Source organism: Enterobacter cloacae complex sp. HYC080_NIDB (genome assembly GCF_056673325.1).
This window is the reverse complement of sequence record NZ_CP114212.1, coordinates 4,438,947-4,462,389: the sequence shown is the minus strand read 5'-3', so window position 1 is coordinate 4,462,389 and position 23,443 is coordinate 4,438,947. Positions and strand designations below refer to the sequence as shown.

Sequence of the window (23,443 nt, the reverse complement as noted above, 5' to 3'; positions counted from 1 at the left end):
AATATTGGCGTTCTGCTGTGATGCATATCGCAATAGTTTATCTTCAATAAAAAATACAGGGATTTTAACCTTTGCATTATATTTACTGTGAATGATTATTGGCTATTAATTTAGATATTGTATGAGCGTGAGAATGAGGGCGTTAGATCCGTTATAGATTAGTTTAATAGCCGTATGGCCGAAAAAGGCGAAACTGGGTGCCGCGAGCGGAGCGTAACTACGAGTGTTGCTTGGAGATTGTAGCGATCTCTCACTGTAAATCTGATGTCTCCTTTCCTGGCCAACTATCCGGAATTTCCGGATAGCTGAATGCTGATCAATTTCGCCATCAGAAAATCTATTTATGAGATGCTAATTGATGGTTCCAACACAGAGACTGGGTTGCGTCTTCCTGTGCATGTCGTCTTCACATCCACATCGTCTAACGCACCAGGCAGGTTGTATGCCAGAAACCGCCGCTAAGCCGGATGGTTTGTATTTGATTTTGCGAGGCGCTTTCCGGGATGCTGAATTTGAATCTCTGCGAGTGCATTCTGTATCTCAACGAGCTTTGCTTTCGTCCGTTTATATTCGTCCTGCAACCGCTGCTCCTGCTCGCTATACGCCACCAGAACGATGCACCCTTTCATCACCTTGACCGTGAACTGCTGTCCGGTATCAAAGCCTGCGGCACGCAGCCACTTGCCGGACAGAATGATATTGGGCGTGGATTTGTCGAAAACATTCGGGCGGTATCCCACAATTAACGAACGCTCGGTTCCGGATTGGTCGGTGTCTGGGTTAGAATGCGAATCAGCCATAATCAACTCCTTGATAGTTGGTGAGGTTAGACGCTCCGGCTGTGTTCCCGCACATCGGGGCGTTGTTAGTAGAGGAGGTTTTAGGTGGCCTCCTATATATGGCAGAGTAGATGGATAGGTGGCCTCATGTCAATCATATCGCGCGAAAAAAAACCAAAAGGCGGTGGGCAGTCTCCGCAGTTTAAGATGCGTATTGATCCGGCATTGAAGGAACAGCTGGATGCTGTAGCGGCTGAGGAAGGGGTGAGTCTCGCCAGCTGGTTGAAGGAGTTGGCGAGAGAGGCACTCAAGAGAAAAGGCATCTCTCCTAAAGGGTGATCCTATAAGCGTATATTATGTCTTCGAGTTGTGTCTCTTGGTTTGGTTTGTGTGCCTTCAAAATCAATTTCACATATGTGAGTGCCATTATTATCCAAAACCTCGAATCTACCGTGGTTGATATCTGTTGAAATATATACATCCTTCTCTGAATTAAAATATATATCACGAATAATAGATCCAGTTCTGTTACGGTTTGATATATCTTGCATAAAGTCATAACCACAACACTCTGCTACAAGCTTTGCCATTGAGCGAATATTTGTGATCTTAACATTTGGATCATTTATTTCCTGTAGATAAATACTATAAATGTCACTTGGAATCAAATGCTTAACTGAAATGGCATGGCAAAGATAACCTCCTTGCTTTTTTTTATTCATAATAAATTTCTTTATCAATGGCTCCCATACATGAATTCCATCGATAAAGGTGCTGAAATTAGTTGTCGGACAGTTAAAATGATTGCTTATAACTGAGTTATTTATCAATGGAATAGTGTTGTTAACCCAATAAGCCTCACTGTGTAAAGACAAAATAATACAATCTTGATCATTCATTGCTAAATAAGTATCAAAAGCACTAAAGAAAGAATTTTTACCCTGATGGAAATAATCGCTGGGATATTCACCAAGATAAGTTGTGCTATCTGTTAGAATTGTGGTTAATAAGGATTTTAAATCAATGTCTGTAATATGATTAACAGCTTGCTTTAATGATATATTATCTTGAATTATGTAATTTGGATTGTTAAATGGTACACATAAAAGGAATTTACCCTCTATTAGGCTCAAAAATTCGGTAATGACTCCAACTTATTGATAGTGTTTTATGTTCAGATAATGCCCGATGACTTTGTCATGCAGCTCCACCGATTTTGAGAACGACAGCGACTTCCGTCCCAGCCGTGCCAGGTGCTGCCTCAGATTCAGGTTATGCCGCTCAATTCGCTGCGTATATCGCTTGCTGATTACGTGCAGCTTTCCCTTCAGGCGGGATTCATACAGCGGCCAGCCATCCGTCATCCATATCACCACGTCAAAGGGTGACAGCAGGCTCATAAGACGCCCCAGCGTCGCCATAGTGCGTTCACCGAATACGTGCGCAACAACCGTCTTCCGGAGCCTGTCATACGCGTAAAACAGCCAGCGCTGGCGCGATTTAGCCCCGACATAGCCCCACTGTTCGTCCATTTCCGCGCAGACGATGACGTCACTGCCCGGCTGTATGCGCGAGGTTACCGACTGCGGCCTGAGTTTTTTAAGTGACGTAAAATCGTGTTGAGGCCAACGCCCATAATGCGGGCGGTTGCCCGGCATCCAACGCCATTCATGGCCATATCAATGATTTTCTGGTGCGTACCGGGTTGAGAAGCGGTGTAAGTGAACTGCAGTTGCCATGTTTTACGGCAGTGAGAGCAGAGATAGCGCTGATGTCCGGCAGTGCTTTTGCCGTTACGCAACACCCCGTCAGTAGCTGAACAGGAGGGACAGCTGATAGAAACAGAAGCCACTGGAGCACCTCAAAAACACCATCATACACTAAATCAGTAAGTTGGCAGCATCACCAAAAATTCCATTGTCTTTTTTAAGGAATCTTGGCTTCCTAGTAAAGATTGTAAAGATGTAATTGATAGTGAATTTAAATATATCATAACAGTTTAAACAATGAGTTTTGCCATTCGTCGAAAAAACCCTCAGGGGCGCTTTTTATTTTCCCATTTTCATGCAGCTCAACTGAACTAATTATAGTTGAAAGATTTTGACTAGATAGTTCCCCCTCTAGTTTTTTATCAAAATAATATATTGCTAAGTTTGTTTTTTTTACGATGCCATCTTTTAGGGCTAGGCGTACTCCATTGAAAAAATGATCGCTATGTGATTCAATAATAAGTTGAATTCCTGCCTTTGCCGCGATGGCACATAGATAACCTAACTTTGTCTGGCCTGTCGGATGTATGTGTGCTTCGGGATTTTCTATGAGAATAACGTCATTTTTTTTTGATGTAAGCAAGAGGGTAATTATGGGTAAGCAATAGCTAATTCCAAATCCAAAATTTTTAGGCGTGACTTTATTAAACAAAGTTGAGCTATAATAGACTGCAGACATACTTGATGCCCTAATCTTTTGATCTGAACTAAATTCTAAATTAATACCTGGAGAGATTTCCTTCATCCACTCATTGATATTGGTCAATAAATTATCCTCGATCCCTTCAGCCTTTTTAGAGTTAGGATGTATTAAATCTTTAGTTGACACGTTTTTATTTCTATTTTCAAATATGTAACTAACTGTATTTTCACCATTTTTACCAAGATGATTTTTGTTACTACCAAGTTCATAGGAAAATTCAGCACCCATTCTTTCAGCAGCTAAATATTTTATCTTTTTTAATAGTCTAGTTAAAAAACTTTTATTCCCATCTAGAATTATAGAAGCATAGTCTTGTTGTAAAATTTTATCAGGTTCATCAATAGACATTAAGAACGACTCTTTGCTATTTAATGTTAAACCTATTTCTATTTTGTTCTCTCTGTAAAATTGATGAAGAGCATCTTCTATAGTACCTAATTCAACAACATGTTCATTAAGTGAAATAATAGTTTTAGAAGCATTCATTTGCTTAAGTAATAGTATGCTTTGTAGTAAAGTAGATTTACCGGAGCTATTAATCCCCGTTATCAAGTTTAAAGACGATAGTCTTAATGATTCATCTTTAATAGATTTGAAGTTTTTAATTCTCAATTCAGTTATCACTTTCAATCCTTAAATATATCAGATGCTTTTGTTAGTCTATATATAACATTGTCTTGGCGGCTTGTGGCATTACTTATTGATTTTTTGAAGCGTTCTTGTTTAAGGCATTGCTCATATTTTTTCTTGTATTCTGTCTTATTCTTAATGAATGTTTTATTTTTACTTGAACACTTAACTTGTGACGCGGCATAAATAAGAGAGTCGAATAGTCCTTTATTAAAGACGCTTCGGTCCGTTGTTTTGTTCTTAAAGCAATCAGCACCCAGCATTTCTATGCAAAACTCGAAATTAGATTTGAATTCCTCATAGATAATTTTAAGTTCTTTCTCATTAAGCTTACTTAAAGCTTTAATTGAGTGATCTAAAAAAAGTTTTAAATTACTACCTTGCGGATATTTTGAATAACCAAAGCAAGAAAATGAAATTGCTCTCAGAACTGTTTCTTGAGCATCCATACGATCATCATTTATATTTATATTATTTTTTTTTAGAATTTCAGTGACGGCTTTTTTTAATAATTTAACAACACCGCCCTGATATAAAGCATGTCGTACCTCTTGGTCACGAAGGGTTAAATTTGTTGTATTAATTCTTTCAAATATACGATACTTTATTTCAAAGGGAGTGTTGGGATAAACCAGATGCAGTTGTAATTGACTTGCTTTGAAATTTCGAATTAAATGCCGAGGTATTTCATCGTAGTGTTTTCCATTTAACTCAGTAAAAAAATCTAGCTCTTGTAATTTCAATTTGCGATTTTTAAGATCGCCAAAGCAAAATTTGCGTAGAGCTGATAGTCTTTGCAAACCATCGATTACTTCCCAATGGATTTTCTCAGGGTTATTGTCTAAATAAACAATATTAAAGTAAAAAGGCGGGATGGGTAATTTCAAAAATAGGGATTCGATAAATTTACTCATACGACCATCATCCCACAAGTCAGATGATCTTTGAAAATCTGTGTTGAGGTTTATTTCATTGTATTCAAGCATTTCTAGAATTTGATCGCAACTATAATTCTCTTGTTTGACATTTATCTCGGCTGGGTTAAATGTCAATAAAGATTCCTTCTCAGCTTTTTCATATAGACGTATATAATCCATAATTCAACCCTTTATTAAATTTATAAGAGTGTAGCAGTATTTATTATATAGGACAACGAAGCAACGAATTATAAAATAATTAATGGAGGGGATAAAATTTTGGCGGAAGATCACAGGAGTCGAACCTGCCCGGGAACGCTGGCGTCCCCAACTGGATTTGAAGTCCAGCCACCTCACCGGAGATGACGATCTTCCGCGCCTGCATTGCTACATGGAGGCGGGGCGCATTATAGCTACTTTCAGGCATTTACCACATACCCCGACACACTTTTTTCACCTCTCTTTTGACCTGTACCCCCCCTGTTTTAGTGAATTCTTAAGAAAATCCTCAGGTTAGCGTTTTGTGCTCTCCGACATTTACCGCGATCACAAAAAACAAGAAACGTAATCTGCTAACCAGAAAACGCAATACCCGCTCATGAAACAATGGTTTAAAACCAATGCAACCGGTCTCAGCGCCCCCTACAGCGTGAAGGATGAATAAAAGATGAGCGAAGTATTGTCAGTAAAAGAGAAGATTGGCTACGGCATGGGAGACGCCGCCAGCCACATCATTTTTGATAACGTCATGTTGTATATGATGTTTTTCTACACCGATATTTTCGGCATTCCCGCCGGGTTTGTCGGCACCATGTTCCTGCTCGCCCGTGCGCTGGATGCAATCTCCGACCCATGTATGGGGCTGATTGCCGACCGCACCCGCAGCCGCTGGGGCAAGTTCCGCCCGTGGATTTTGTTCGGCGCTATCCCGTTCGGCATCGTCTGCGTGCTGGCCTATACCACGCCGGATCTCAGCCTCAACGGCAAAATGGTGTATGCCGCCATTACCTATACGCTGCTGACCCTGCTCTATACCGTGGTTAACATCCCGTACTGCGCATTGGGCGGGGTGATCACCAACGACCCGACGCAGCGTATCTCCCTGCAATCCTGGCGCTTCGTGCTGGCGACGGCGGGCGGCATGCTCTCCACGGTGCTGATGATGCCGCTGGTGAACCTGATCGGCGGCGACGATAAAGCGTTCGGCTTCCAGGGCGGGATTGCCGTCCTGTCGGTGGTTGCTTTCCTGATGCTGGCGTTCTGCTTCTTCACCACCAAAGAGCGCATCCAGGTGCCGCCGAGCACCACCGCCATGCGGGAAGATCTGCGCGACATCTGGCGGAACGATCAGTGGCGCATCGTTGGCGTGCTGACCATCCTCAACATCCTCGCCGTCTGCGTGCGCGGCGGGGCGATGATGTACTACTGCACCTGGATCATGGGCTCGCCGGAAGTGTTCGTCGCGTTCCTCACCACCTACTGCGTCGGCAACCTGATCGGCTCCGCGCTGGCGAAACCGCTCACCGACTGGAAGTGTAAGGTCAGCATTTTCTGGTGGACCAACGCCGCGCTGGCCGTGGTGAGCGTAGCGATGTTCTTTGTGCCGATGCATGCCACCGTGGTGATGTTCGCCTTTATCTTCGTTATCGGCGTGCTGCACCAGCTGGTGACACCGATCCAGTGGGTAATGATGTCCGATACCGTCGACTATGGCGAATGGACCAACGGCAAACGTCTTACCGGGATCAGCTTTGCGGGCACGCTGTTCGTGCTGAAGCTTGGCCTGGCGCTGGGCGGGGCGATGATCGGCTGGATGCTGGCAGGCGGCGGCTACGACGCGGCAGCCAAAACCCAGAACAGCGCGACCATCAGCATCATTATCGGCCTGTTTACCCTGGCCCCGGCGGTCTGCTACGTGCTGAGCGCCATTATCGCCAAACGCTACTACACGCTGAAAACCCCCTTCCTGACCAAAATCCTTGGCGAGCTGGCGCAGGGTGCGCGCCGCAATCAGCAGGAGTTTGAAAACCTGCCGGTCAACAAAGAATTGCAGAACTAAGAGGACGAAAGCATGAAAATCAGTGATGGAAACTGGCTTATTCAACCGGGTCTGAACGTGACGTATCCGGTTCAGGTGTTCGACGTGGAGCAGCAGGGCAATGACCTGGTGGTGTACGTGGCGCCGCGCGACGTGCGTGAGCGCACCTGGCAGCTCGACACGCTCATGTTCACGGTGCGCCTGTTTGCCCCGCAGGAGGGGATTGTCGGGGTGCGCATCGAGCACTTCCAGGGCGCGCTGGACAACGGCCCGCACTATCCGCTGAACGTGCTGAAAGACGTGAATGTCGAGATTGAAAACAACGCGGAATTTGCCGAGCTGAAAAGCGGAAGCGTCAGCGTGCGCGTCACCAAAGGGGAGTTCTGGGCGCTGGACTTCCTGCGCAACGGCCAGCGCATTACCGGCAGCCAGCTGAAAAACAACGGTTACGTGCAGGACACCAACACCGATCGCAACTACCTGTTTGAACGTCTCGACCTCGGCGTGGGCGAAACGGTCTACGGTCTGGGCGAGCGCTTCACCGCCCTGGTGCGCAACGGCCAGACGGTCGAAACGTGGAACCGCGACGGCGGCACCAGCACCGAGCAGTCCTACAAAAACATCCCGTTTTATCTGACCAACCGCGGCTACGGCGTGCTGGTGAATCACCCGGAAAATGTCTCGTTCGAAGTGGGTTCGGAGAAAGTCTCCAAAGTGCAGTTCAGCGTCGAAGGGGAATATCTCGAGTACTTCGTGATCGACGGCCCGACGCCAAAAGAGGTGCTCAACCGCTATACGCGGTTCACCGGGCGTCCGGCGCTGCCGCCCGCGTGGTCGTTCGGCCTGTGGCTGACCACGTCGTTCACCACTAACTACGACGAAGCGACGGTTAACAGCTTTATCGACGGCATGGCCGAGCGCGATCTGCCGCTGCACGTCTTCCACTTCGACTGCTTCTGGATGAAGGCCTTCCAGTGGTGTGATTTTGAGTGGGACCCGGTGACCTTCCCGGATCCGGAAGGGATGATCCGCCGCCTGAAGGAGAAAGGGCTGAAGGTCTGCGTGTGGATTAACCCGTACATCGGCCAGAAGTCGCCGGTATTTCGCGAACTGAAAGAGAAGGGCTATCTGCTCAAGCGCCCGGACGGCTCCCTGTGGCAGTGGGATAAGTGGCAACCGGGGCTGGCAATTTATGACTTCACTAACCCGGAAGCGTGCCGGTGGTATGCCGACAAGCTGAAAGGCCTGGTGGACATCGGCGTCGACTGCTTTAAGACCGACTTTGGCGAGCGCATCCCGACGGACGTGCAGTGGTTTGACGGATCCGATCCACAGAAGATGCATAACCATTACGCCTACATCTACAACGCGCTGGTGTGGAACGTGCTGAAAGAGACCGTGGGTGAGCAAGAGGCGGTGCTGTTTGCCCGCTCGGCGTCCGTGGGTGCGCAGCAGTTCCCGGTTCACTGGGGCGGCGACTGCTACGCCAACTATGAGTCGATGGCGGAAAGTCTGCGCGGCGGGCTGTCGATTGGCCTGTCCGGCTTTGGGTTCTGGAGCCACGATATTGGCGGATTCGAAAACACCGCCCCGGCACACGTCTACAAGCGCTGGTGCGCGTTCGGGCTTTTATCCAGCCACAGCCGCCTGCACGGCAGTAAATCTTACCGCGTGCCGTGGGCGTATGATGACGAGTCCTGCGACGTGGTGCGCCACTTTACGCAGCTGAAGTGCCGGATGATGCCGTATCTGTACCGTCAGGCGGCGCTGGCGCGCGAGTGCGGTACGCCGATGCTGCGGGCGATGATGCTGGAGTTCCCGGACGATCCGGCGTGCGATTATCTTGACCGCCAGTACATGCTGGGGGATGCGGTGATGGTCGCGCCGGTGTTCTCAGAGAAGGGCGATGTACAGTTCTGGCTACCTGAAGGACGCTGGACGCACCTGTGGCATAACGACGAAATTCAGGGTAGCCGCTGGCATAAGCAACAGCACGACTTCCGCAGCCTGCCAGTCTATGTGCACGATAACACCCTGCTGGCGCTGGGCAATAACAGCCAGAAACCAGACTATGCGTGGAACGAGGGCACGGCCTTCCAGCTGTTTAACCTGGAGGATGGCGCAACGGCGGTGAGTGAAGTGCCTGCGGCGGACGGCGCGGTGGCGTTTACGCTGAAAGCGTCACGAGAGGGCGATACCGTGACCCTGACAGGCGTGGGTGAGGCGCGAAACTGGTCGGTGTGCTTGCGCAACGTGCAGAAGGTGGGCGGCGTGAAAGGTGGTTCACATGCGGGAAGCGAGTGGGGCGTGGTGGTAAAAGCGGAGGGGAATGAGGTGGTGGTTCACCTCTGAGCGATAAAAATGCCCGGTGGCGCTTCGCTTACCGGGCCTACGGTAATTATGCGGTCTGATGCCCTCACCCTGACCCTCTCCCACAGGGAGAGGGAATAAAACCGCCACCCGGCTTATTTATTGCACGGGTGTTGAAACAATGCCACCCGTCATCGTCTGCTCTACCTGTTGTTTATCCATATTCACCGCGCTCAGCTTGCCGTTCACCGTCGGCTTCAGCGGCGCATTGGCCTGCACGCTACCGCTGGCGGTGAGTTGAATATTGCCGTCGCCCGTCACCGGTAGCGCTGGCCAGCCCCACTGCTGCAGCACGTTGAGCGGCACGCCGCGCCCGTTCAGGCTCAAGGTGGTTTGCCGTTGCGGCAACTGCGAAACCGTCGCCGTCGCTTCCAGAATGCCTTTCTCGGTAAATGCGCTCAGGTCGGTAATGTTCACCGTGGCGGCGTTGGCATTCAACGCCAGCGACGGACGGCGCACGTCCACGCGGTTAAAGGTCGCCGCCGCGCCGTTCAGGGTTGCGCTGCCGCTCCACACGCCCCACTGGCGGTCTTTCACCAGCTGCAGGTTGGCACCGTAGCCATCCAGGGAGGTGATCTGCCACGGGAAGGCGGGATCGATGTCGATCACCAGGTTGCGGCTCAGGCCGAATTTTTGCAGCGTGACGCTGTTCAGCCATTCCGGTAGCGGCTCCATCCACAGCGTTTTCCAGTTCTGCGGCAGGGTGTACTCCAGACCGGCGATGGCGACATCGTCCAGCACCAGCGCTTTGCCGTCGCGCAGCCAGTTGCCGGAGGTGCGCACCATGCCGCCTTCCCAGCGGGAGGTAAACTGGCGCAGCGCCATACCCTGCGGGGAAAACTCTGCGTTCAGGATCGGGTCAAACAGATGCAGCGAGCCGTAGATAAACTCGCTGGCGTTCATGGACAAACGCCCGTCCTGACTTTGCCAGTCGCCTTTGCTTATCGTCAGGTTGCGCAGGCTTAAATCGAGATCGGTCACCGCCCAGTCCGGGCCCTGAAGCCGGGCGTCGGTCACGTCCAGACGACCAATCTGCAGAGAGGGGATGGTGCCCAGCGGCGCGAAGAACGCCATCAGCGTTTTATCGCTCTGCAGGCGGATCTCATTCAGACGCAGGGTGTCGATAACCCAGCTTCCGTCGGCGTTACGCAGGGCGGAGCCGGTGAGCGAACCGCGCGCCATATCGGCACCGATAGTATTCAGCACCACCTCCTTACCGTTAAGCTGGCCCTCAATTAACACGTTGGTGGCCGGGACGCCGTTAAGGGTCAGCGAGCCAGCGCTCATCTGAATCTGCGCATTTTTCCCCAGCACGTTGCCTGCTTCCGGCTGCCATGGGTTGATGCCGCCCGTCACCTTCTGCGCGCTCAGATCCCATTCGGTATTCGGGCTGTTAAAGGCCATATTGCTCAGTTGAAGACGATCGGCCTGCAAGGGCAGCGGTGCCGTCTGCGGCGAGAGGTTCAGCGTGCCATCGAAAAGGGTAATGGCGTCCATATGCAGCGGATCGGTCACCTGACGGCTGCTCAGGCCGATATCAACTTTTTTGGCTACCAGCGTGGCAGGTTTACCGTCCCGCCCGAAGGTGACGTTTTCCAGAATAAGATGGGAAGGCGACGAAAAGCGGTGATTCATCTTGTCGAAACTGAGTTCGTAATCGGTATTCACCGTCACCCAGCTGCTGACCTGAGCCGCGCCCCAGCGGGTCTGGAGCAGAATATAGAGCGCCAGTATCACAATGAGCAGGGCTACCAGAAGATAGACGAGCAGCTTTCCAATAAATTTCATGGTCTTCCATCCCGCAAACGTACATAAGGGAGTTATGCACGATTTATGCGCAATCCTCAAGGCGGGAATGGTGTAAATAGATGTCACGGCAGGCATTGACTGCCTGCCGTGAAGGGGATCAGTTCTTTTCAGGCGGGAAAACGAGGTTCAGCACAATAGCGGTGATACCGCCCGCGGCGATGCCGGAAGAGAGCAGGTTTTTCACCCAGTCAGGGGCAAACTGCAGGATCAGCGGCTGCTGAGAAACGCCCAGACCCACGGCCAGCGACAGCGCGATAATCATGATTGCCCGGCGGTTCAGCGGTTCGCGGGAGACGATACGCACCCCGGACGCTGCGATAGTCCCGAACATCACCAGCGTTGCGCCACCCAGCACCGGCTCAGGAATGTGCTGCACAAAGCCGCTCACCGCCGGGAACAGGCCGAGGACGATCAGCATCAGCGCCACCACAAAACCCACGTAGCGGCTGGCGACGCCGGTCAGCTGGATCACGCCGTTGTTCTGGCCGAAGCAGGAGTTCGGGAAGGTATTGAATACCGCAGAAACAAACGAGTTCAGGCCGTTCGCCAGCACGCCGCCTTTCAGGCGCTTCATGTACAGCGGGCCGGACACCGGCTGCTCGGAGACGTCGGAGGTAGCGGTGATATCGCCGATGGTCTCCAGAGAGGTGATCATAAAGACCAGCATCAGCGGCAGGAGCAGACCCCAGTCAATGCCCAGACCGTAGTACAGTGGCGTGGGGACGGTGATCAGCGCGCTGTTGGTCGGTGCGGTGTTCTCCGGCAACATACCCAGCGCCCACGCTAGCAGATAACCGGCTGCCATGGCGATCACCAGCGAAGCCACGCGCAGGTAAGGGTTACGCTGGCGGTTAAGCAGAATAATGATCGCCAGCACGACGCCCGCCAGCAGCAGGTTTTTCGGCGCGCCGAAGGTATGGTCGCTCATTGCGGCATAGCCGCCGCCGATGGAGGTGAGGCCGACCTGAATCAGCGACAGGCCGATAATCATCACCACCACGCCGGAGACTAACGGGGTAATGACGCGGCGCGCCAGATGCAGCACGCGGGAGATGACCATCTCCGTGCAGCTTGCCAGCATCAGGGTGCCGAACAGCGCCGCCATCATGGTCGGGACATCCGCACCGCCGGTTTTCAGGGCTGTGCCGCCCATGATCAGCGGCGCCACGAAGTTAAAGCTGGTACCCTGGATCGACAATAATCCCGACCCCACCGGACCCCACGCTTTAATTTGAATAATTGAGGCCACGCCAGAGGCGAAGAGGGACATACTGATGATGTGCTGTGTATCCTGCGCCGGTAAACCGAGCGCCTGGCAGATCAGCAGCGCCGGGGTGATCACCGCGACAAACATCGCCAGAAGATGCTGGCAGGCCGCGAAAAGCGTCTGAGGCAGTGGCGGGCGATCTTCAAGGCGGTAAATCAGTTCGCTATTTTGCTTCTGCGCAATCGGTTGCGCATCAGGCGACTCTATGGTGTTAACGGACATCGGCGGCAATCCCACGGTGGAAAAGCGGGCATTTTATCTGACCACCTGGTAAAAGCAAACGATTGCCAGCAAAAAAAGGGAAGAAAATCTGCCGTTGTGAGCAGGTTTTCTACAACCCGTCGGGAAAAAAAATTACACTTTTTGCGCCGGTGGCTCATGAGGAGCGCAAACCGGCCAGGATAACGCCGCGTGTGTATGGAACACGCGCATAACAGGAGCCTTTTATGATTCATCTCGATACGTTGTCGACCCTTGTTGCCGCAACGCTGGTTCTGCTGCTTGGTCGCAAGCTGGTACACAGTGTTTCCTTTCTGAAAAAGTACACCATTCCTGAACCTGTCGCCGGTGGTTTGCTGGTGGCGCTGGCCCTGCTGGTACTGAAAAAAAGCATGGGCTGGGAAATTGATTTTGATATGTCCCTGAAAGATCCGCTGATGCTGGCCTTCTTTGCCACCATCGGCCTGAACGCCAACCTGGCGAGCCTGCGCTCTGGCGGTAAGGTGCTCGGCGTATTTCTGATTGTGGTGGTGGGACTGCTGCTGATGCAAAACGCTATTGGCATCGGCATGGCGACGCTGCTGGGGCTGGATCCGCTGATGGGTCTGCTGGCAGGTTCGATTACCCTCTCAGGCGGCCATGGTACCGGAGCCGCGTGGAGTAAGCTGTTTATCGAGCGTTACGGCTTTGAAAACGCAACGGAAGTGGCGATGGCCTGCGCAACCTTTGGCCTGGTGCTGGGTGGCCTGATTGGCGGCCCGGTGGCCCGTTATCTCGTTAAACATTCCACCACGCCGAATGGCAGACCGGACGATGAAATGGTGCCCACCGCGTTCGAAAAGCCGGATGTCGGGCGCAGCATCACCTCGCTGGTACTGATTGAAACCATCGCGATGATTGCCATCTGCCTGACCGTGGGCAAAGTGGTTGCGCAATGGCTGGCGGGTACAGCGTTCGAACTTCCGACCTTTGTCTGCGTGTTGTTTATTGGGGTCATTCTGAGCAACGGTCTGGCGCTGATGGGCTTCTACCGCGTGTTTGAACGTGCGGTATCGGTGCTCGGTAACGTCTGTCTGTCGCTGTTCCTGGCAATGGCGCTGATGAGCCTCAAACTGTGGGAGCTGGCCTCGCTGGCGCTGCCGATGGTGGCGATTCTGGCGGTGCAGGCACTGTTTATGGCGCTGTACGCCATGTTCGTGACCTGGCGCCTGATGGGGAAAAACTACGATGCAGCGGTGCTGGCAGCGGGTCACTGCGGGTTTGGTCTGGGGGCAACCCCAACGGCTATTGCCAACATGCAGGCGATCACCGAACGGTTTGGGCCATCGCACATGGCGTTTCTGGTGGTGCCGATGGTCGGGGCGTTCTTTATTGATATCGTCAACGCGCTGGTGATTAAGCTGTACCTGATGCTGCCGATGTTTGCCTGAGATCAGGCGTTGGAATAGCGCTCGGTTTCCGGCATCCAGCGCTCAATTAACGCTGCCGCCTGTTCGGGGTAGCGTTCATGAATATGGCGTGCGAGGCGCTGAACTTCCGGGATCATGGCCTGATCGCGCAGCAAATCCGCCACCTTAAATTCGGCATTTCCCGTCTGACGCGTGCCCAGCAATTCGCCCGGGCCGCGTATCTCAAGGTCTTTTTGTGCAATCACAAAACCGTCGTTGCTGTCGCGCAGCACCTGCAAACGCATCTGGGCAGTTTTTGAGAGCGGCGCTTTATAGAGCAGCACGCAGTGGGAGGCTACTGCGCCACGCCCAACGCGCCCACGCAGCTGGTGGAGCTGAGCAAGGCCAAGACGCTCCGGGTTTTCGATGATCATCAGGCTGGAGTTGGGGACGTCGACGCCCACTTCAATAACCGTCGTCGCGACCAGTAAATGCAGCTCACCCTGTTTGAACGCCTGCATCACCGCCTGTTTTTCAGCAGGCTTCATGCGCCCGTGAACCAGACCCACGTTTAGCTCCGGCAGCGCCAGCTTTAGCTCTTCCCACGTTGCTTCAGCAGCCTGCGCTTCAAGCAGTTCTGACTCTTCAATTAGGGTGCAGACCCAATAGGCCTGACGCCCTTCGTGGGTACAGGCGTTGCGCACGCGGTCGATGATATCGCTGCGGCGCGTATCCGGTATGGCGACCGTCGTGACCGGCGTACGCCCCGGCGGCAGTTCATCGATGGTGGAGGTATCCAGATCGGCATAGGCGGTCATCGCCAGGGTGCGCGGGATTGGCGTGGCGGTCATGATCAGCTGATGCGGATGGAAGCCCTGCTGCAGCCCTTTTTCCCACAGCGCCAGACGTTGATGCACGCCGAAGCGGTGCTGTTCGTCGATAATCACCAGCGCAAGGCCGTTAAACAGTACCTGCTCCTGGAAGATAGCGTGTGTGCCGACAATCATCTGCACCTGGCCGCTGGCGATGGCTTCCTGCTGCGCAAGACGCGCTTTGCCTTTTTGCTTCCCGGCAAGCCAGCCTACCTCAATCCCGAGCGGCGCGAACCAGGCTCGGAAATTATTGGCGTGCTGTTCAGCCAGCAGCTCGGTCGGCGCCATCAGCGCCACCTGTTTACCGTGGGCAATCGCGCGCAGTGCTGCCAGGGCGGCAACCAGCGTCTTACCGGACCCGACGTCGCCCTGCACCAGGCGCATCATCGGCACGTCGAGTGCCATATCGCGTTCAATCTCGGCCGTTACGCGCGCTTGTGCGCCGGTCGGCTTAAACGGCAGAGAGGCCAGCAGCTTATCTTTGAGCGCATCATTCTGGCTTAACGGCTGAGCGTGGAAACGCTGCGCGCCTGCGCGAAGCGCCAGCATGCTCAGGTTATGTGCCAGTAATTCCTCAAGGATAAGACGCCGTTGTGCGGGATGTTTGCCGCTTTCTAAATCGCTGAGCTGTAATGTGGGTGGTGGACGATGCAGTGTGCGCAATGCCTCGGGCAGGCTCATCATGCCCTGTGCCAGCTCGGGGGGCAGAAGTTCGGTAATCGCGCAGGTATCCAGCAGCTCCAGCGCCTGATCGGTGAGTTTACGCAGCGTTGCCTGCTTAATGCCTTCAGTCGTCGGGTAAATCGGCGTAAGCGTCTCCTGCAGTTCCGGTGTGCTGAGGTCGCCCTGCACGCGGTACTCCGGGTGGATCATCTCTGCGCCGTATTTACCGCGTTTGGCTTCGCCATAGGCCAGCACTCGGCGGCCTGTCGCCAGGCTGTTTTTCATCGCTGCGCTGAAGTTGAAAAAACGCATGGTGAGAATGCCGGTACCGTCGCTGATCTGACAGGTCATCATCCGGCGTCCACCAAACGTGATGTTGCAGTTCAGGACTTCGCCTTCAACGGTGGCGTAAATGGCAGGCAGCAGATCGCCAATTTTGTAGAGCTGAGTGCGGTCTTCGTAACGCAGAGGGAGGTGCAGGAGGAGATCCTGCACGGTATGCAGGCCAATTTTTGCCAGCTTACTGCTTTGCGCCGCGCCCACGCCCGTCAGGCTATTGAGCGGAATGGCATCCAGCAGGCGGCCTTTCATCAGTTACCCGGCGTACTGCATGGTGGACCACCACTCGGCATCGGCTTCAATTTCGCCCTGCGCGTTGACGTGGGGGTAAGGCAATTTTTTCTGCTTCGCGACGCGAGCCAGCACCGGATAACCGCCTTCAAACAGCAGGCGCTGCTGTTCCTCTTCCGGCAGCATACTGTTGCTGCGCTCGTACATTCCGGCGTTCTGGCGCTGGCGCTGCGCTTCATACAGAATCAGCGCAGAGGCAACCGACACGTTCAGGGACTGAACCATACCGATCATCGGGATGATGATGTCCTGATCTGCCAGATCCAGCGCTTCCTGGGTGATCCCGGTTTTCTCCTGCCCCATCAAAATGCAGGTTGGGCGGGTGTAGTCGATCTCGCGGAAATCCACAGCTTTAGCAGAAAGGTGAGTCGCAAGAACCTGCATACCGCGGCCTTTCAGGTGCGATACGGCTTCACCAATCGTCTGATGCGTTTTGACGGACACCCAGCTGTTGCTGCCTGCGGCAGCAGACACCATGTTTCGCATGCGGGTGCCCGGCCAGACGGCGTGCACTTCATGTACGCCGACGGCGTCTGCGGTACGAACGATAGCAGAGACGTTATGAGGCTTATGAACCTGCTCCATGCAGACCGTCAGGTCAGGCTGACGCCTGGCGAGCATTTCGCAGATACGTGTATAACGTTGTGAATTCATAAACCTAGTTTCGGTTTCGGGTAACTTTAATCACGTCCGGCATGACGCGGATCTTGCGCATAATATTCGCCAGATGCACGCGGTCGCGGGCGGTCAGACGAATAAAGGCGCTATAAACGCGGCCGTCTTTTTCTTCCGTATTCAGGCTCTGAATGTTGGACGAGGCCGTGTTGATCGCTGCCGTCAGGTTTGCCAGGGCACCCTGGTGATTGAACATATCCACCTTAATTTCGGTGATAAATTCCTGCGCCGTCTCTTTGTCCCACTCGACCGCCATAAACTTCTCGGCTTCTTTCTGGTAGCCGCGAATGTTACGACAGGATTCATGGTGGATAACCAGCCCTTTGCCGGGGCTGACGTGCGCAATAATCGGGTCACCTGGGATTGGACGGCAACATTTTGCGAAGGTGATCAGCACCCCGTCCGCGCCTTTGATTGGCAGATGAGCGTGGCCGGATGCGCCTGGAGCAGAAGGTATCGCTTCGCCCTGCTGCAGGTTTTTCGCCACCACGACGCTCATGGCGTTACCGAGACCAATTTCCGCCAGCAGATCGTCCAGAGACGTGAGCTTCATGCGGTCGAGTTCGCGCTGGATATGCTCTGGTGGAATTTCAGCCAGCTTACGGCTACCGCCCAACGCGTGGTTGAGCAGACGGCGTCCCAGGCTGACGGAGCCGTCGCGCTTGAGGTTTTTCAGCAACTGGCGAATTTTGGCGCGCGCTTTGGAGCTCACCACAAAGTTCAGCCAGGCCGCGTTCGGACGTGCGCCCGGTGCGGTAATAATTTCTACCGTCTGGCCGCTGGAGAGCGGCTGAGACAGCGGATAAGGCTGTCTGTCGACGCGTGCGCCCACGCAGGCATGCCCGATATCGGTATGTACTGCGTAAGCAAAGTCGACCGGCGTTGCGCCCGCAGGCAGTTCGACAATGCGACCTTCTGGGGTGAAAACGTATATCTCATCCGGGAAGAGATCGGATTTCACGCTCTCGATAAATTCAAAGGAGCTACCCGCACTCTGCTGCAGTTCCAGCAGGCTCTGCATCCAGCGCTGGGCGCGGATCTGTGCAGTCGTGCTGCTTTCGCCACCGTGCTCTTTATACGCCCAGTGCGCGGCGACACCCATCTCTGCCATCTGGTCCATGTCTTCGGTGCGGATCTGCACTTCGACAGGCACGCCGTGTGGACCGATCATCGAGGTATGCAAAGATTGATAGCCGTTCGCTTTTGGAATGGCGATGTAATCTTTCATGCGCCCCGGACGCGGTTTGTAGAGGCTGTGCATCTGCCCCAGCACGCGATAGCAGGTATCGGCATCGTGGACGATCACGCGGAACGCGTAAATATCCATGATCGAGTGAAAACGCTGCTCTTTGAGCACCATTTTGCAGTAAATCGAGTACAGATGTTTCTCGCGACCGCTGACGCGGCACGGAATGCCCGCTTCCTGTAAACGCCCTTCAATTTCCGAGAGGATCTTTTGAATCATCTCTTTACGGTTACCGCGTGCGGCTTTCACCACCTCTTTAATGACGCGATAGCGGTTCGGGTATAACGCTTCAAAACCCAGCTCTTCCAGCTCGGTTTTAATGTGGTGAATACCTAAACGGTGCGCCAGCGGACTGTAAATTTCCAGGGTTTCACGAGCAATGCGGCGACGCTTGTCCGGGCGAAGTGAGCCCAGCGTGCGCATGTTGTGGGTACGGTCAGCGAGTTTGATGAGAATGACGCGGATATCCTGCACCATCGCCATAATCATCTTGCGGAAGTTTTCGGCTTGCGCCTCTTTCTTGTCGCGGAATTTCAGCTTATCAAGCTTAGAGACCCCTTCCACCAGTTCGGCAACGCTTTTGCCAAACAGCTGTTCCATATCCTGGTAGGTGGCAGGGGTATCTTCGATCACGTCATGCAGCAGAGCAGCCATCAGCGTTTCGTAGTCGAGTTTCATCTCGGCCAGAATGCAGGCTACCGCAACAGGGTGCGTGATGTAGGGTTCACCGCTTGAACGTGTCTGGCCCTCGTGAGCGTCACGTGCAACGAGATACGCCTGCTGAAGACGCTTAATCTGGTCTTCAGGCAGGTAGGTTTGAATCAGTTGATTCAGGCTTTCAAACAGATACAAGGGCGACCCGCAGGTTTAATTAACGACGACCTTCAGCAATGGCGGTTACGGCCTGCAGTTCTGCGGCTTCCTGCTCTTGCTGCTCCTGGCGCTCACGCACGTCGAGGATCTGGTTGTTGATCAGACCTTCTTCGATTTCGCGAAGTGCAATAACGGTGGTTTTATCGTTTTCTTCCGGTACCAGCGGATCTTTACCGCCTACCTGCATCTGACGAGCGCGACGCGCGGCGACCAGTACCAGGTCAAAACGGTTACCAATTTTCTCTACAGCGTCCTGAACAGTTACGCGTGCCATACTTAAAATGCTCCACAGGTGAAGAAATGACTGGGCATGATACTGAAAGTGGGTTCAGTCTGCCAACAGTTTGGTGATTAATGCGTCATGTCGCTGCTTCTGGCGGCTCATACGCAGACGTTCTGCGCGAAGGATGGTTTTGAGATCGCTCAGCGCGGCATCAAAATCATCATTCACAATAAGGTAATCATATTCCGCGTAATGGCTCATTTCTGCAACTGCCTGGGCCATACGCTTTGCAATCACGTCTTCGCTGTCCTGACCGCGGCCACGCAGACGGCGATCCAGCTCATCTTTCGATGGCGGTAAAATAAAGATACTGCGTGACTCCGGCATTTTCTTGCGAATTTGCTGTGCGCCCTGCCAGTCGATATCCAGGAAGACATTCACGCCCGTGGCCAGAACCTGCTCAATGGTTTCACGCGAGGTACCGTAGTAGTTACCAAACACTTCAGCGTGTTCAAGGAACGCATCCCTGGCGATCATCGCTCTGAACTCGTCGTGATCCACAAAGAAATAGTGTTCACCGTGCACTTCACCCGGACGCGGCTGACGCGTGGTGTGAGAAACAGATACCTGTGTGTCGTACAACGGTTGGGTTTTTAACAGTGCCTGAATAAGGCTGGATTTACCCGCGCCACTAGGGGCAGAAACAATATAAAGCGTGCCTTGAGCCATGAGAGTCTTTTGTATGTGTTAGCGAAGAAGTCCTACATACGGGCTTATTATACACGTCGGCGCAGTGTGACGTAGCCTTTGTCACACTTTTTCCCCTGGATTATTGAATTTTGCGTACCGTTTTCAGGTTTTACCCGCGGTTTGCTGCAATAAAAATGAATACTGGATAGCGTCTCGCATGATGAGAAGTTGTTATTAGCCATGTTTCTCACGTCAGGTTATACCTCCGGCATTGCAAAGGAGGGGTAGCGATGTGGAGATGGATAAGCGGGTTAATGCTGTTGTGGTGTGGTTATGGGGCGGCGGTGTGTCCGGTGTGGTCACAGGCTAAAGCCGGAAAAGAGATTGCATCCTTAAGCGCACAGATCAAACGCTGGGATGAAGCCTACTGGAAGCAGGGCGTCAGCGAGGTCAACGACGAGGTATACGACCAGCTCAACGGACGCTTAGCCCAATGGCAGCGCTGTTTTGGCCATGATCTCTCAGAGAACACCTTACCTGCGCTGACGGGAAGCGTAAAACATCCTGTTGCCCATACGGGGGTGCATAAGGCCGCCAGCAAAGAAGCGCTAGGTCAGTGGATGCGAGGCCAGAAAAATCTCTGGATGCAGCCAAAAGTCGACGGCGTGGCGGTGACGCTGGTGTATCGCAACGGAAAGCTCACCCAGGCTATCAGTCGTGGTAATGGGTTAAAAGGTGAGGACTGGACCGCTCGCGTGCGTTTGATTCCGTCAGTGCCTAAAGAGGTATCCGGCGCGCTGGCAAACAGCGTCCTGCAGGGGGAGCTTTTCTGGATGCGCGAGAATCACATTCAGCGGCAGATGGGCGGAATGAATGCACGCGCAAAAGTGGCGGGAGCGATGATGCGGCAGAACGACGGTGCGCTTCTGAACCAGACAGGAATATTTATCTGGGCCTGGCCGGATGGTCCGAAAGAGATGAAAAGTATGCTTTCTGCGCTGTCCGGAGCAGGGTTTTCCATGACGGCGTCCTATACCTTGCCCACCCGAACGGTTGATGAAGTTGAAAAGCAGCGTTTGGCCTGGCAAAACACAGCATTACCCTTTGCCACGGATGGCATTGTGGTTCGGTCCGCGGAGTCGCCTTCAGGGGAGCGCTGGCTGCCTGGCGAAGGCAACTGGGTCATGGCGTGGAAATATCCGCCAGTTGCGCAGGTTGCTGAGGTCAGGGATATTCATTTTTCAGTTGGGCGTACGGGTAAAATTTCCGTCGTGGCGGCGCTGGAGCCGGTGCAACTGGATGATAAACAGGTACAGCGGGTGAGCCTGGGGTCGGTTGGACGCTGGCAGAGGCTGGATATTGCCCCTGGCGATCAGATCCAGGTGAGCCTTGCCGGGCAGGGTATCCCACGGTTTGATAAGGTTATCTGGCGAGGGACGGACAGACAAAAACCTGAACCACCGGCCTCGCGTTTTCACTCCCTGAGCTGTTTTTATGCTTCGCCAGAGTGTATGGAACAGTTCTTCGCCCGGTTGACATGGCTCAGTTCTAAGCAGGTATTCAACATTGAAGGATTAGGCGAGTCAGGCTGGCGAACACTCTGGCAGGCGCATCATTTTGAACATCTCTTCTCATGGCTGCTCTTAACGCAGGCGCAGCTCCAGTCTACGCCGGGGTTTTCTCCAGCGCGTGGGCTGGCGCTCTGGCATCGCTTCAACCTGGTACGTGAACAACCTTTTATCCACTGGATGATGGCGTTGGGTGCGCCATTGCCACAAGCCTCGCTGAAGGCGTTGGGGGATATGTCATGGCAACAGATGCGTGAACGCAGCGCAAAGGCTTGGCAGGCCTTGCCGGGTACGGGGGAAGAGAGGGCGCGGCAGATCGTGAGCTGGATAAATGCACCAGAGATTGATGTGCTGGTCCGGTGGCTTGCCCGGCAGCACATCAACGGTTTCTGAGATCAGTGTACGCCGTGCTTATAGTGAAACACGGGCAGTCCCAGCTTCAGACGCAGCGCCAGCATGCGGGCCGTAAAGCCAAACAGCAGCGTAGAGATAACCACCACATCATGGTTAGAAACATAGTGCTGCAGGGCGATGTAGAGCACCGCTGCGGCGAAGGAAATGCCGGCATACAGCTCTTTTTGAAAGACCAGGGGAATGCGTTTGCAGAACATATCGCGCAGTACGCCGCCAAACACCCCTGTGACCACAGCAGCAATCGTGGCGATAACCGGCCCTTCACCCATATCGAGCGCGATCTGTGCACCGATGATAGAAAAGACAATCAGCCCCAGCGCATCCAGCACCAGAAACAGGCGGCGCAGATGGGGCATAACGGGTGCCACAATGGTGGTTAATACGGCGGCTGTTGCCACGATAATCACATACTCAGGGTGTTTAACCCAGCCGAGAGGGTAATGGCCAAGCAGGAGATCGCGCACGGATCCGCCGCCCAGCGCGGTCGCGGTGGCAATAATGATCACGCCGAAGGTGTCCATGCGGCGTCGTCCGGCTGCAAGTGCGCCGGTCATGGCTTCTGCGGTGATACCAATAAGATAAAGAGTGTGAAGCAGCATATACCCTCCGGTCAGAACGCGGGCAGGTTAGCGATTTGTGCGCAAGATCACGATTGAGATTTTCTAAGGTGAATCCCTTTGCGTTATAAAAATTTATTCATTTCCCTTAAAGGGGCCTGATAAATGGAGGTAAGGAAGGAGAGTGGGTGGAAATTCGGATTAAAAATACTAATGGGTGGTGTCCAGCGGACACCACCTGAAAGCGATTACTCGATATTCTGGATTTGCTCGCGCATCTGCTCAATCAGCACCTTCAGCTCGATCGCTGAGTTGGTTACTTCAGCATTGATCGACTTAGATGCCAGGGTGTTCGACTCGCGGTTGAACTCCTGCATCATAAAGTCGAGGCGGCGGCCTACCGCTTCCTTCTTCTTCAGGATGTTGTAGGTCTCTTTCACGTGTGCTTCCAGACGATCCAGCTCTTCGGCAACGTCAATACGCTGCGCCATCAGCACCAGCTCTTGTTCCAGACGGGTGTTTTCCAGCTGAACTTCCGCTTCTTCCAGTTTGGCTACCAGACGCTCGCGCTGCCATTGCAGCACTTCCGGCATATGGGTGCGGACTTTTGCCACTTCGGCGCTTACGCCTTCAAGACGCTGCTCAATCATCGCTTTCAGCGCCTGGCCTTCGGTTTCGCGGGCAACGATAAAGTCATCCAGGGTACCGTCGAGGGCGGCAAGGATTTCGGCGGCGATGGCATCCAGATCCTCCTCACCGGCAGCCATGACGCCAGGCCAGCGCAGAATATCAACCGGGTTGATTTCACCTTCATCACTTTGCATTTTGACCCAGTTCGCCGCATTCACGAGCTGTTTAGCCAGTTTTTCATTCAGGATCAGTTCGCCCTGCGCACTGGCATCAGGCTCAAAACGCAGGTTACATTCCACTTTACCGCGCGTCAGACGAGTACGGATGCGCTCGCGTACAACGGGCTCGAGGCTGCGGAACTGCTCCGGCATACGGAAATATGTTTCCAGATAGCGCTGGTTTACCGAGCGCATTTCCCAGGTAGCGCTACCCCAGCTACCCTTGATTTCACGCCGGGCGTAGGCGGTCATACTGCGGATCATAGACATTCCCGTTTTTAAAGGAGAGATGGGG

The 23,443-nt window shown here is 53.2% G+C and carries 19 protein-coding genes and 1 tRNA gene; 5 read left to right on the top strand and 15 right to left on the bottom strand.

Annotation, left to right across the window (positions count from 1 at the left end; translation table 11 throughout):
* Nucleotides 1-458: 458 nt before the first annotated feature.
* Complete coding sequence (locus O1723_RS21150; protein WP_014881963.1) at nt 459-800, bottom strand: SymE family type I addiction module toxin; 342 nt, start codon at nt 798-800, stop codon at nt 459-461.
* A gap of 126 nt (nt 801-926) precedes the next feature.
* Between O1723_RS21150 and O1723_RS21145 the strand changes: the two genes are divergently transcribed.
* Complete coding sequence (locus O1723_RS21145) at nt 927-1,118, top strand: toxin-antitoxin system HicB family antitoxin (RefSeq protein ID WP_023336515.1); 192 nt, start codon at nt 927-929, stop codon at nt 1,116-1,118.
* A gap of 2 nt (nt 1,119-1,120) precedes the next feature.
* On the opposite strand, the gene O1723_RS21140 is transcribed toward O1723_RS21145, so the two are convergent.
* The 5 genes from O1723_RS21140 to O1723_RS21120 form a co-directional block, all read right to left on the bottom strand.
* A complete protein-coding gene (locus O1723_RS21140) occupies nt 1,121-1,912 on the bottom strand; it encodes a hypothetical protein (RefSeq protein WP_424634554.1) in 792 nt (263 codons plus the stop codon).
* A 21-nt stretch (nt 1,913-1,933) separates the two neighbouring features.
* A protein-coding gene (locus O1723_RS21135) for an IS1-like element IS1A family transposase (protein WP_223826526.1) occupies nt 1,934-2,631 on the bottom strand; the annotation gives its coding sequence in 2 pieces (ribosomal slippage) (nt 1,934-2,382 and nt 2,382-2,631; 699 coding nt in all).
* Nucleotides 2,632-2,768: 137 nt separating this feature from the next.
* The gene (locus O1723_RS21130; RefSeq protein ID WP_023336517.1) at nt 2,769-3,875 is read right to left on the bottom strand and encodes a DUF3696 domain-containing protein; all 1,107 of its coding nucleotides are present in this window, start codon (nt 3,873-3,875) and stop codon (nt 2,769-2,771) included.
* 2 nt (nt 3,876-3,877) lie between these two features.
* Nucleotides 3,878-4,978, bottom strand: a complete 1,101-nt coding sequence (locus O1723_RS21125; RefSeq protein WP_023336518.1) for a DUF262 domain-containing protein — start codon at nt 4,976-4,978, stop codon at nt 3,878-3,880.
* Between the two features lie 100 nt (nt 4,979-5,078).
* A tRNA-Sec gene (locus tag O1723_RS21120) sits at nt 5,079-5,173 on the bottom strand.
* 292 nt (nt 5,174-5,465) lie between these two features.
* Here O1723_RS21120 and O1723_RS21115 point away from each other — a divergent pair.
* Nucleotides 5,466-6,857, top strand: coding sequence for a glycoside-pentoside-hexuronide family transporter (locus O1723_RS21115; protein ID WP_014881969.1), 1,392 nt, complete (start codon nt 5,466-5,468; stop codon nt 6,855-6,857).
* A 12-nt stretch (nt 6,858-6,869) separates the two neighbouring features.
* On the top strand, nt 6,870-9,188 hold the full coding sequence (yicI, locus tag O1723_RS21110; RefSeq protein WP_014881970.1) for an alpha-xylosidase: 2,319 nt from the start codon (nt 6,870-6,872) through the stop codon (nt 9,186-9,188).
* Nucleotides 9,189-9,305: 117 nt separating this feature from the next.
* On the opposite strand, the gene O1723_RS21105 is transcribed toward yicI, so the two are convergent.
* Both O1723_RS21105 and xanP read right to left on the bottom strand, forming a co-directional pair.
* Nucleotides 9,306-10,994: an AsmA family protein gene (locus O1723_RS21105; protein WP_248190870.1), complete on the bottom strand. Its 1,689-nt coding sequence runs from the start codon at nt 10,992-10,994 to the stop codon at nt 9,306-9,308.
* 118 nt (nt 10,995-11,112) lie between these two features.
* The gene (gene xanP, locus O1723_RS21100; RefSeq protein WP_014881972.1) at nt 11,113-12,504 is read right to left on the bottom strand and encodes a xanthine/proton symporter XanP; all 1,392 of its coding nucleotides are present in this window, start codon (nt 12,502-12,504) and stop codon (nt 11,113-11,115) included.
* Nucleotides 12,505-12,728: 224 nt separating this feature from the next.
* On the opposite strand from xanP, the gene gltS reads away from it, so the two are divergent.
* On the top strand, nt 12,729-13,931 hold the full coding sequence (gene gltS, locus O1723_RS21095; RefSeq protein ID WP_014881973.1) for a sodium/glutamate symporter: 1,203 nt from the start codon (nt 12,729-12,731) through the stop codon (nt 13,929-13,931).
* A gap of 2 nt (nt 13,932-13,933) precedes the next feature.
* Here the strand turns inward: gltS and recG are convergent, their stop codons facing one another.
* The 5 genes from recG to gmk are packed head-to-tail and all read right to left on the bottom strand — an operon-like array spanning nt 13,934 to nt 19,800.
* Entirely contained in the window at nt 13,934-16,015 is a 2,082-nt protein-coding gene (gene recG / locus O1723_RS21090; protein WP_014881974.1) for an ATP-dependent DNA helicase RecG, read from the bottom strand.
* Nucleotides 16,016-16,018: 3 nt separating this feature from the next.
* The gene (gene trmH / locus O1723_RS21085) at nt 16,019-16,708 is read right to left on the bottom strand and encodes a tRNA (guanosine(18)-2'-O)-methyltransferase TrmH (RefSeq protein ID WP_014881975.1); all 690 of its coding nucleotides are present in this window, start codon (nt 16,706-16,708) and stop codon (nt 16,019-16,021) included.
* Between the two features lie 4 nt (nt 16,709-16,712).
* On the bottom strand, nt 16,713-18,827 hold the full coding sequence (spoT, locus tag O1723_RS21080; protein ID WP_479983852.1) for a bifunctional GTP diphosphokinase/guanosine-3',5'-bis pyrophosphate 3'-pyrophosphohydrolase: 2,115 nt from the start codon (nt 18,825-18,827) through the stop codon (nt 16,713-16,715).
* A 19-nt stretch (nt 18,828-18,846) separates the two neighbouring features.
* Nucleotides 18,847-19,122, bottom strand: a complete 276-nt coding sequence (gene rpoZ, locus O1723_RS21075) for a DNA-directed RNA polymerase subunit omega (RefSeq protein WP_000135058.1) — start codon at nt 19,120-19,122, stop codon at nt 18,847-18,849.
* A 54-nt stretch (nt 19,123-19,176) separates the two neighbouring features.
* Complete coding sequence (gene gmk / locus O1723_RS21070) at nt 19,177-19,800, bottom strand: guanylate kinase (RefSeq protein WP_014881977.1); 624 nt, start codon at nt 19,798-19,800, stop codon at nt 19,177-19,179.
* 251 nt (nt 19,801-20,051) lie between these two features.
* Between gmk and ligB the strand changes: the two genes are divergently transcribed.
* Nucleotides 20,052-21,722, top strand: a complete 1,671-nt coding sequence (gene ligB, locus O1723_RS21065; protein ID WP_023336543.1) for an NAD-dependent DNA ligase LigB — start codon at nt 20,052-20,054, stop codon at nt 21,720-21,722.
* A 2-nt stretch (nt 21,723-21,724) separates the two neighbouring features.
* Here the strand turns inward: ligB and O1723_RS21060 are convergent, their stop codons facing one another.
* Nucleotides 21,725-22,342: a trimeric intracellular cation channel family protein gene (locus O1723_RS21060; RefSeq protein WP_014881979.1), complete on the bottom strand. Its 618-nt coding sequence runs from the start codon at nt 22,340-22,342 to the stop codon at nt 21,725-21,727.
* 206 nt (nt 22,343-22,548) lie between these two features.
* The gene (locus O1723_RS21055; RefSeq protein WP_248190875.1) at nt 22,549-23,412 is read right to left on the bottom strand and encodes a YicC/YloC family endoribonuclease; all 864 of its coding nucleotides are present in this window, start codon (nt 23,410-23,412) and stop codon (nt 22,549-22,551) included.
* Between the last annotated feature and the right edge of the window lie 31 nt (nt 23,413-23,443).

Bases quoted from the DNA above. Each gene is read 5' to 3' on its own strand.
- O1723_RS21125 (WP_023336518.1), bottom strand. From the start codon at position 4,978: ATGGATTATATACGTCTATATGAAAAAGCTGAGAAGGAATCTTTATTG.
- ligB (WP_023336543.1), top strand. From the start codon at position 20,052: ATGTGGAGATGGATAAGCGGGTTAATGCTGTTGTGGTGTGGTTATGGG.
- O1723_RS21115 (WP_014881969.1), top strand. From the start codon at position 5,466: ATGAGCGAAGTATTGTCAGTAAAAGAGAAGATTGGCTACGGCATGGGA.
- trmH (WP_014881975.1), bottom strand. From the start codon at position 16,708: ATGAATTCACAACGTTATACACGTATCTGCGAAATGCTCGCCAGGCGT.
- yicI (WP_014881970.1), top strand. From the start codon at position 6,870: ATGAAAATCAGTGATGGAAACTGGCTTATTCAACCGGGTCTGAACGTG.
- gmk (WP_014881977.1), bottom strand. From the start codon at position 19,800: ATGGCTCAAGGCACGCTTTATATTGTTTCTGCCCCTAGTGGCGCGGGT.
- O1723_RS21105 (WP_248190870.1), bottom strand. From the start codon at position 10,994: ATGAAATTTATTGGAAAGCTGCTCGTCTATCTTCTGGTAGCCCTGCTC.
- O1723_RS21150 (WP_014881963.1), bottom strand. From the start codon at position 800: ATGGCTGATTCGCATTCTAACCCAGACACCGACCAATCCGGAACCGAG.
- gltS (WP_014881973.1), top strand. From the start codon at position 12,729: ATGATTCATCTCGATACGTTGTCGACCCTTGTTGCCGCAACGCTGGTT.
- O1723_RS21145 (WP_023336515.1), top strand. From the start codon at position 927: ATGTCAATCATATCGCGCGAAAAAAAACCAAAAGGCGGTGGGCAGTCT.
- xanP (WP_014881972.1), bottom strand. From the start codon at position 12,504: ATGTCCGTTAACACCATAGAGTCGCCTGATGCGCAACCGATTGCGCAG.
- O1723_RS21055 (WP_248190875.1), bottom strand. From the start codon at position 23,412: ATGATCCGCAGTATGACCGCCTACGCCCGGCGTGAAATCAAGGGTAGC.
- O1723_RS21060 (WP_014881979.1), bottom strand. From the start codon at position 22,342: ATGCTGCTTCACACTCTTTATCTTATTGGTATCACCGCAGAAGCCATG.
- rpoZ (WP_000135058.1), bottom strand. From the start codon at position 19,122: ATGGCACGCGTAACTGTTCAGGACGCTGTAGAGAAAATTGGTAACCGT.
- recG (WP_014881974.1), bottom strand. From the start codon at position 16,015: ATGAAAGGCCGCCTGCTGGATGCCATTCCGCTCAATAGCCTGACGGGC.